Raw genomic sequence first — 8,944 nt, 5'->3', positions numbered from 1 at the left:
TCCCGCGGGGCCCGATCCCGATCTCGTCTGGACATCCGCAACTCCTGAACACTCAGGTGTTGCAACCACCCCTAGAAACCGCCGAGTGGCGGGGGGTGTTTCGGGGCGGTCAGTGCTTCGCGGCGGTCAGGAAGTGCGGTGCCAGCGGATCAGGCGCTCGCCGGTCGGGGCTGGGGTCGGTTCCGGGCCCAGCCGCGTGAATCCGCAGCGCTCCGCCACGATCGCCGAGGGTGTGTTGCTCTCCTCGTAGCGGTAGCTCACCTCGGTCAGTCCCAGGCCTCCGAAGCCGAAACGCAGGGCCGCGTTCAACGCCGTTGTCGCGATGCCCTTGCCTCGCTCGGCCGGGTGGACCCAGACCGTCGCCTCCGCGTACGCCCTGTCCAGGTCCAGTTCGCGGAGGCCCACCTCGCCCAGGAGCCTGCCCGAGGTCGGTTCCGCGATCGCCCACGAACAACGCTCGTCGCCCGCCCACTGGGCCGCGCGCAGCGCCACGTACTCCGTTGCCTCGTCCAGGGTGCGCAACCGGTAGTTCAGCACGTACTTGCGGTGCGTCGGGTCGGCGAACGCCTCCATCAGCACCCGGCGGTCGTCGATGTGCCGGTCCGCGCGCAGCTGGCGCAGGTAGTACGTGCCCGCGTTGATCTCCACCGGTTCCACTCCACCCAGCCTAGCCAGGCCCGGAGCACGCCGCTCCCGGCCCGGCGAGAGGAGCGATCTCAGCGGCGGCGGACCCGCGCCAGCGCCGCGATCACCAGTGGCAGCGCGACCGAGATGATCAGCAGCCGTCCGCGGGACAGGATGAGCACCGCGATCGCCAGCACGATCGCGATCGGCACCGCGCTCCTGGTCAGGAAGTTCGCCAGCGCGTTGTCCTGCGTCGGCGCGAGCGGGGCGGCAGCGCCGTTGAGCAGCGCGCTCGGGCGCGGTGACGGCAGGTCGTCGAACAGCGGGACCAGTTCGCTCACCCGCTTGGCCGCCGTGACCTTCGCGGAGCGCGTGCCGTACTCGTCGATGTCCAGGCGTCCGCTGCGGACGTGCTCTTCGAGGACGTCCAGGGCGTCCTGGCGTTCGGCGTCGCTCAGCCGCATGTCGCTCATCGCGGGGTCAGTGGTCCAGGCCGCGCCGGTGGTCGCGGTAGGAGTCGCGCAGCTCGCGCCGGCGCTCCCGGTCGCGCAGGTGCCGGTCGCGGCGGTCGCGGTGGTGCTGGTCGTGGTTCCAGTCGCGGCCCCACATCGACTTGCCGATCGCCGCTAGCCCGAGCGGGACGAAGATGATCGGCCACGCCACCATGTGCGTGGCGATCAGCGCGATCGCCGCGATGAACGCCAGCGGCACGATCCCGGCGAGGAACCGCTGCGGCGGCGACCAGTTGTCGGGCGAGTTCGGACGCTGAGGCACCGGCTGGGCTTCCTTCACCGGCTCGGGGGCGGCGACGGCCTGCGGGACGTCTTCGTACCGCGGGTGCGGGGCCGGCAGGTCCGCGAAGATCTCGCCGAGCTCGCCGCGCGTCTTGGCCGCGGTGATCCGGGCCGAGCGTTCGCCGTACTCGTCGATGTCGATCCGCCCCGCGGTCATGTGCTCACCGAGCGCGGACAGCGCGGATTCGCGGTTCTGGTCGCTGATCCGCAGCTGCGGAGACGGGACTTCGGTCACGTAGTCGATGGTAGGCCGCCCCGGGGGCGGCCCACCACGACATCCGTAACGAACCGCGCTACTTGATCTCGAGCAGCTGTGTGCCTTGCGTCACGGCTGCGCCGACCTCGACCGAAAGGCCGGTGACGGTGCCCGCTTTGTGTGCGGTGACCGGGTTCTCCATCTTCATCGCCTCGAGGACGACGATCAGCTCACCGGCTTCGACCGTCTGGCCCTCTTCGACGGCCACCTTCACGATCGTGCCCTGCATCGGCGCCGTGACGGCGTCGCCGCTCACGGCCGCCTTGGTGCCGCCGGCGCGCTTGCGCGGCTTCGCCTTGACGGCTGTACCGCCGCCCCCGCCGCCGCCTTCGAGCGCGAACCCGCCCGGCAGCGACACCTCGAGCCGCCGCCCGCCGACCTCGACCACGACGTTCTGCCGCGGCTCCTCCTCGGCCGCCTCGACGTCCGGCGCCACGAACGGCTCGATCTTGTTGTCGAACTCCGTCTCGATCCAGCGGGTGTGCACGCTGAAGCCGTTCTCGTCGCCGATGAACGCCGGGTCGTTCACGATCACGCGGTCGAACGGCAGGACCGTCGCCATGCCTTCGACGACCATCTCGTCGAGGGCGCGGCGGCTGCGCTCGAGCGCGTTGTTCCGGTCCGAGCCGGTGACGATCAGCTTGGCCAGCATCGAGTCGAACTGCCCGCCGATGACGCTGCCGGACTCCACGCCGGAGTCGACGCGCACGCCCGGGCCGCTCGGCGCGACGAACTTCGTCACCGTGCCCGGCGCGGGCAGGAAGCCGCGTCCGGCGTCCTCGCCGTTGATGCGGAACTCGATCGAGTGGCCGCGCGGCTCGGGGTCTTCGGTGATCCGCAGCTTCTCGCCGCGTGCGATGCGGAACATCTCGCGGACCAGGTCGAGCCCGGTCGTCTCCTCCGACACCGGGTGCTCGACCTGCAGCCGCGTGTTGACCTCGAGGAACGAGATCGTGCCGTCGGTCGCGACGAGGTACTCGACCGTGCCGGCGCCGTAGTACCCGGCTTCCTTGCAGATCGCCTTCGCGGATTCGTGGATGCGCTTGCGTTGCTCGTCGCTCAGAAACGGCGCGGGTGCTTCCTCGACGAGCTTCTGGTGACGGCGCTGCAGCGAGCAGTCGCGCGTGCCTACGACGATCGCGTTGCCGTGCATGTCCGCCAGCACCTGCGCCTCGACGTGCCGCGGCTTGTCCAGGTACCGCTCGACGAAGCACTCGCCGCGGCCGAACGCCGCGACCGCCTCGCGGGTGGCCGACTCGAACAGCTCGGGGATCTCTTCGCGGGTGCGCGCGACCTTCAGGCCGCGGCCGCCGCCGCCGAACGCGGCCTTGATGGCCACCGGCAGGCCGTGCTCGTCGGCGAACGCGACGATCTCGGCGGCGTCCTTCACCGGCTCTTTCGTGCCCGGCACCAGCGGCGCGCCCGCGCGCATGGCGATGTGGCGGGCGGTGACCTTGTCGCCGAGGTCGCGGATCGACTGGGGGCTCGGCCCGATCCAGGTCAGCCCGGCGTCGAGGACGGCCTGCGCGAAGTCCGCGTTCTCGGAGAGGAAGCCGTAGCCCGGGTGCACCGAGTCGGCACCCGACCGCTTCGCGGCTTCCAGGAGCTTGTCGAAGTTCAGGTAGCTCTCGGCGGCCGTCGTGCCGCCGAGCGCGAAGGCTTCGTCGGCCAAGCGGACGTGGGGTGCGTCGCGATCCGGGTCCGCGTACACCGCGACGCTGGCCAGACCGGCGTCCTTGGCCGCTCTGATGACGCGTACCGCGATTTCGCCACGGTTGGCGACCAGGATCTTGGTCACCGGACCACCCGTGGTTTCGCCGACCTGCTCGGCCACCCCGCACCTCCTGCGTCCGACAGCTGCATTGCTGACCGCCCACGCGGCATCTCGGAAGTCTACGGATATGACGTCGTGAGTCTCTGGAGTGAGAGGTGAACCACGCTCAGACGTGCGCGGGGCGGTGGCGCAGGTCCTCGGGCAGCGGCGAGTCGAGCACGATCACGTCGTACGGGTTCGCCGAATGGACCACGCCCAGGTGCTCGGTGTTCACCAGGACCCACGGCTGGTGCTCGCCGCAGCAGTCGATCAGCCGGTCCAGCGCGGTGAACGCGACCAGCGCGGTGCGGCCGTCGGGCGTACGGCGCAGCTCGATCGACGCGCCTTCGGTCTCGGCGCTGACCGGGCCGGTGGGGAGGTACAGGGCGGCGGGAAGATTCGGGTTCGTCACGGGGACAACATAGACGGACACGCTCCGCTAGTCGTGACCCCGTCGGGCATCCGGGCTTGGGGGCGGAGCCCCGGGCGGGGTACGGGGGTTGCACCGCCGGGGGATTCAGTCACATCGCGACGGGGCGCCGCCGACGGACGCGCGCGAAGCGGCTTACGCTCTGTCTTATGCGGACTACGGCAGCGCGGACGCCCCGGTCGGCGCTGCTCACCGCGGTGCTGGCCGCGGTGGTGACCGTCGGCGCGATCGGCGCGGTGTTCCTGCTGCGGCCGCGGCCGGAGGTGCCGGCCGGGGTGGCCGAACCCGCGCCCGCGCCCGTCCCACCGGCGCTGACCTGCGGCGGTGGCCCGTGCCGCGAGCTCGCGGCGGTGACGGTCGGGGGCACGCCGGTGGTGCTGCTGACCGACGCGGGGGGCGGTTCGGCGCGGCTGCGCGTCGGCCCCGAACCGGGCACGGTCTTCGAACTGTCGATCGCCCAGCTCGGCGTGCGGCTGGACCAGAGCTCGCTGCGCTGCATCGACGGCGCGGCCCCGGCGTGCCTGGTCCGCGGTGACGCCGGCGCCGACGGCACGACCGCCTACGGCGAGCTCCTCGTCGGCACCGGGGGAGTCTGGCGGGATCCGGGCAAGCCGTACTACGCGGACGCCGGGACGCTGTCGCTCTACGACGTGACGGCCGACGGCCGCCCGGACGTGATCGTGGTCCGCCACGACTGCCCGGACACGCTGGCCGGCACCCCCAAGTGCGCGGCGGCGCCGGTGCTGGGCGAGGTGTACGACCTGGCGGGCCGTTCGGTCGGCTGCACCCGCAGGTACACCGCCCCCTCCGACCTGCGCGGCTGGCCGGACATCCGCCTCACCCGCGCCGACCTCCGCACCTGCCCGTCCTGAAAGCCGTGAAGGCCTCCTTCCCGGCTCTAAGAGCCGGGAAGGAGGCCTTCACGGACTTGCGGTCAGGCGGGAGCCGGGGCGGTGTGGCGGGCCGCGGCGCCGTCGTCCGTGTGCAGGGGGCGGTCGGTGGGGGAGTTGAGGACCTCGTCGTCGAGGAGGCCTTCGCTGCGCGCCACGATCGTCGGGACCACGATCTGGCCCGCCACGTTCGTCGCCGTGCGCATCATGTCCATGATGGGGTTGACCGAGTAGATCAGCGCCAGGCCCAGCGCCACCTGCTTGGCGTCGAGGCCGATGAACGATGTCGTCAGCGTGAACGCCGTCAGCCAGCCCGTGGTCCCGGCCGTCGCCAGCGCGCCGACCACCGCGACGACGACGATGCCGGCGTACTGCCAGAAGTTCAGGGACACCCCGGCCAGGTTCGCGACGAAGATCGCCGCGATCGCCGGGAAGACCGCGGCGCAGCCGTCCATTTTGGTCGCGCTGCCGAGCGGGGTCGCGAAGGCCGCGTACGCCGGCTGGACACCGAGGTTCACCGCGGACTGGCGGGTCAGCGGCAGCGTCGCCGCCGAAGACTGCGAAGCGAACGCGAACTGGATCGCCGTGCCCGCCTTGGCGAAGAACTTCAGCGGGCTGACCTTCGCCACGAACTGCAGCAGGATCGGGTAGACCACGAGCAGCACGAGCAGGCAGCCGACGTACACCGCGAGCGTGGTGGAGAACAGCGGCCGGAACAGTGCGTCGCCGTAGTTGGAGACCGCCGCGCCGATCAGGCCGACGATGCCGATCGGGGCCAGCCGGACGATCCAGCCGAGGTAGCGCTGGATGATCTCGAACACGCTCGTCGTGAAGTCCACGAACGGCTTCGCGCGGTCACCGAGGCTGTAGGCGGCCGCGCCGATGATCAGCGCGAGGAACAGCACCTGCAGCGTCTCGCCGTCGGAGAACGCTTTCACGAAGTTCTCCGGCAGCAGCCCGTTGACGAAGGCGTTCCAAGAACCCCAGTGGTCGACGCTCTTCGCGGCGCGGTCGGCGTTCTTAGCAGTCGCTTCGACGCCGCCGAGGCCGCCGGCACCCGGGTTGAAGATGCGGCCGATCGCGATGCCGATCAGCGACGCGATGAACGACGTGATCGCGAACCAGAGCACCGTCTTGCCGCCGAGGCGCGCCGCGGTGCGCCCGCCGCCGAGGCCGCGGAGGCTGTTGATGCCGACCACGATCGCCGTGAAGACCAGCGGGATCACCGCGATCTGCAGCAGCGTGGTGAAGATGGTGCCGATCTGGTCGAGGAGATCGGTCAGCCAGCCGGCCTCGGTCTGCCGTGCGACGACGCCGAGGGCGGCGCCGACGACGAGCGAGCCGAGAACCGCGGCCGCGAACACCCGCGGCTTGGTGTATGTCCGTACAAAAGACACGGGGCGACTCCGGTGCTCAAATGTTGCTGTCTGTCTTGCCGGGTAAAGAGAACGTTAGGCAAGAACAGACTCTTCCGGATCACCCGTTCGTGTGGCGCCTTTCTCAGGATGCGGGAGGCCGCCAGAGATCCACGACACTCACGCCGACCTCGGCCAGCAGCCGGCGCGTCAGCGGCAGGCTGATGCCGATGACGCTCGTGTGGCCGCCGTCGAGTCCTTCGACGAACCAACCGCCCAGGCCGTCGATCGTGAAGCCGCCGGCCACGTGGAGCGGCTCGCCGCTGGCGACGTAGGCGTCGATCTCCTCGGGCGTCGGCGTGCCGAACCGGACGGTGGTCGATTCCCAGCCGGCGGCTTCCTTCGCCCGCGTCCCGCCGTCGAGCCGGACGACCGCGTGGCCGGTGAGGAGTTCACCGGATGTCCCCGCCATCGCGGCCCAGCGGCGGCGCGCGATGTCCGGCGAACCGGGCTTTCCGACCATTTGCCCGTGGATCGAAAGCATCGAGTCGCAGGCGACGACGACGGCGTCCGGGTGGGCCGCGGCGACCTGGTCGAGGACCGCTTCGGCCTTGGCCGCGGCGAGGGCGGCGACCAGTTCCGACGGCGTCGGGTCGGTCAGGGCGGCGGCGACGGCGTCCTCGTCGACACCGGAGACGAACACGGCGGGATCGAGGCCCGCGGAGCGCAGGAGGGCGAGCCGGGCGGGGGACTGGGAGGCGAGGACGAACTGCACGACTGAAACTTACTTGACCAGGCGGCCGTCACCGAATTGTGACCGGCGCCACTTCGCGGGAGAGTTATTTTGTTGTGGCTCGCAACATATCGATCGTCTCCGGAGAGAACAATGCCGCTCCTCCGCACCACGAGATCATTGCGAACCACTGCCCTGGCCGGCTTGCTCCTTTCGGGTACGGCTCTCGTGCCGATGGCGTCCGCGTCCGCGACGCCGCTCTACAAGAACCCCCAGGCTTCGGTGTCCGACCGCGTCACCGACCTGATGGCGCGGATGACCCTCGACGACAAGGTCGGGCAGATGACCGAGGGCGAGCGCGGGGCCGCGACGCCCGCCCAGTCCGCCGCCGCCCGGCTCGGCTCCATCCTCTCCGGCGGCGGGTCCACGCCGTCGCCGAACACCCCACAGGGGTGGGCGGACATGATCGACGCCTACCAGCGGGCGGCGACGTCGACCGGGCTCGGCATCCCGATCGTCTACGGCTCCGACACCGTGCACGGCCACAACAACGTCTCCGGCGCCACGATCTTCCCGCACAACATCGGCCTGGGCGCCGCGAACGACCCGGCCCTGGTCCGCCAGATCGGCGCCGTCACCGCGGACGAGTCCGCCGCCACCGGCATCAAGTGGGGCTTCGCGCCCTGCCTGTGCGTCGCCCGCGACGACCGCTGGGGCCGCACGTACGAGTCCTTCGGCGAGGTCCCCGACAACGCCGTCGCGAACTCCGTGGTCATCGAGGGCCTGCAGGGCAGCTCGCTCGGCAGCACGACGTCGATCATGGCCACGGCCAAGCACTTCATCGGCGACGGCGGCACCACCGGCGGCGTCGACCAGGGCAACACCCAGATCGGCCTCGACGAGCTGCGGAAGATCCACCTGCCGCCGTTCCAGGCCGCGGTCGACCACGGCGTCGGTTCGGTCATGATCAGCTACAACAGCTGGAACGGCGTCAAGGACCACGGCAACAAGTTCCTGATCACCGACCTGCTCAAGGGCGAGCTGCACTTCTCCGGGTACGTGGTCTCGGACTGGAACGGCATCGACCAGATCGACGGGCAGTCCGGCTTCACCGCGGCCGAGGTCAGCCAGGCCGTCAACGCCGGCATCGACATGGTCATGGTCCCCAATGACTACACCAAGTTCATCAGCACGCTGAAGGCCGAAGTCCTCAACGGACACGTCCCGATGGCGCGCATCGACGACGCCAACCGGCGCATCCTCACGAAGAAGTTCGAGCTCGGCCTGTTCGAGCACCCGTACACCGATCGCTCGCTGCAGAAGGACTTCGGCAGCGCGGCACACCACGCGCTGGCGCGGCAGGCGGCGCGCGAGTCGCAGGTGCTGCTGAAGAACGACGGCGTGCTGCCGCTGGCCAAGACGGACAACAAGATCTTCGTGGCCGGGAAGAACGCGAACGACCTGGGCAACCAGGCGGGCGGCTGGACCCTCACCTGGCAGGGCCAGAGCGGCACGCGGGTCATCCCGGGCACGACGATCCTCGACGGCATCAAAGCGGGTGCCGGGAAGGGCACGGGAGTGACCTATGACCGTGCGGGTAACGGAATCAACTCCGGTTACAAGGTCGCCGTCGCCGTGGTGGGCGAAACGCCGTACGCCGAAGGGCAGGGAGACCGGCCGAACGGACTCGGCCTCGACTCCGAAGACCTTGCCCTCATCGCCAAGCTGAAGGCAGCGCGGGTGCCGCTGGTCGTCGTGACCGTCTCGGGACGGCCGCTGGACATCGCCGCGCAGCTGCCTTCGTTCAACGGGCTCGTGGCGGCCTGGCTGCCGGGATCGGAAGGCGCCGGCGTCGCGGACGTGCTGTACGGCGACTACAACCCGACCGGGAAGCTGAACTTCACCTGGCCGGCGAGCTCTTCGCAGGAACCGATCAACGCCGGCGACGGAAAGCAGGGCTTGTTCCCCTACGGGTACGGCCTGTCCTACCGCCGCCGCTAGGCCACCGCTCCCGCGGTCCGTTCAGGCCCCCGCCCCGGTACCCGACAC

Annotated in this window: 9 protein-coding genes; 2 read left to right on the top strand and 7 right to left on the bottom strand. The window is 70.4% G+C overall.

Features of this window, described 5'->3' with window-relative positions; genetic code table 11:
* Positions 1-126: 126 nt before the first annotated feature.
* From AB0G28_RS31700 to AB0G28_RS31680, 5 genes are all read right to left on the bottom strand, one after another.
* Positions 127-657, bottom strand: a complete 531-nt coding sequence (locus AB0G28_RS31700) for a GNAT family N-acetyltransferase (RefSeq protein ID WP_361097300.1) — start codon at positions 655-657, stop codon at positions 127-129.
* A gap of 59 nt (positions 658-716) precedes the next feature.
* Positions 717-1,097: a DUF1707 domain-containing protein gene (locus tag AB0G28_RS31695; RefSeq protein ID WP_361097297.1), complete on the bottom strand. Its 381-nt coding sequence runs from the start codon at positions 1,095-1,097 to the stop codon at positions 717-719.
* A 7-nt stretch (positions 1,098-1,104) separates the two neighbouring features.
* Entirely contained in the window at positions 1,105-1,653 is a 549-nt protein-coding gene (locus AB0G28_RS31690; RefSeq protein WP_361097294.1) for a DUF1707 domain-containing protein, read from the bottom strand.
* A 58-nt stretch (positions 1,654-1,711) separates the two neighbouring features.
* Positions 1,712-3,508: an acetyl/propionyl/methylcrotonyl-CoA carboxylase subunit alpha gene (locus AB0G28_RS31685; protein ID WP_361097291.1), complete on the bottom strand. Its 1,797-nt coding sequence runs from the start codon at positions 3,506-3,508 to the stop codon at positions 1,712-1,714.
* Between the two features lie 106 nt (positions 3,509-3,614).
* Entirely contained in the window at positions 3,615-3,899 is a 285-nt protein-coding gene (locus AB0G28_RS31680; RefSeq protein ID WP_361097288.1) for an SAV_915 family protein, read from the bottom strand.
* A gap of 167 nt (positions 3,900-4,066) precedes the next feature.
* Here AB0G28_RS31680 and AB0G28_RS31675 point away from each other — a divergent pair, with 167 nt between their 5' ends.
* Entirely contained in the window at positions 4,067-4,789 is a 723-nt protein-coding gene (locus tag AB0G28_RS31675; RefSeq protein ID WP_361097285.1) for a hypothetical protein, read from the top strand.
* Positions 4,790-4,851: 62 nt separating this feature from the next.
* Here the strand turns inward: AB0G28_RS31675 and AB0G28_RS31670 are convergent, their stop codons facing one another.
* Complete coding sequence (locus AB0G28_RS31670) at positions 4,852-6,204, bottom strand: dicarboxylate/amino acid:cation symporter (RefSeq protein ID WP_361097282.1); 1,353 nt, start codon at positions 6,202-6,204, stop codon at positions 4,852-4,854.
* A gap of 103 nt (positions 6,205-6,307) precedes the next feature.
* Positions 6,308-6,937, bottom strand: coding sequence for a nucleoside triphosphate pyrophosphatase (locus AB0G28_RS31665; protein WP_361097279.1), 630 nt, complete (start codon positions 6,935-6,937; stop codon positions 6,308-6,310).
* A 111-nt stretch (positions 6,938-7,048) separates the two neighbouring features.
* Between AB0G28_RS31665 and AB0G28_RS31660 the strand changes: the two genes are divergently transcribed.
* A complete protein-coding gene (locus AB0G28_RS31660) occupies positions 7,049-8,896 on the top strand; it encodes a glycoside hydrolase family 3 N-terminal domain-containing protein (protein WP_361097276.1) in 1,848 nt (615 codons plus the stop codon).
* Positions 8,897-8,944 lie beyond the last annotated feature (48 nt).

This window comes from Amycolatopsis sp. NPDC021455, assembly GCF_040640995.1.
Taxonomy (GTDB): domain Bacteria; phylum Actinomycetota; class Actinomycetes; order Mycobacteriales; family Pseudonocardiaceae; genus Amycolatopsis.
The sequence above is the reverse complement of the archived record's forward strand: the minus strand, read 5'-3'. Positions and strand labels throughout refer to the sequence as shown.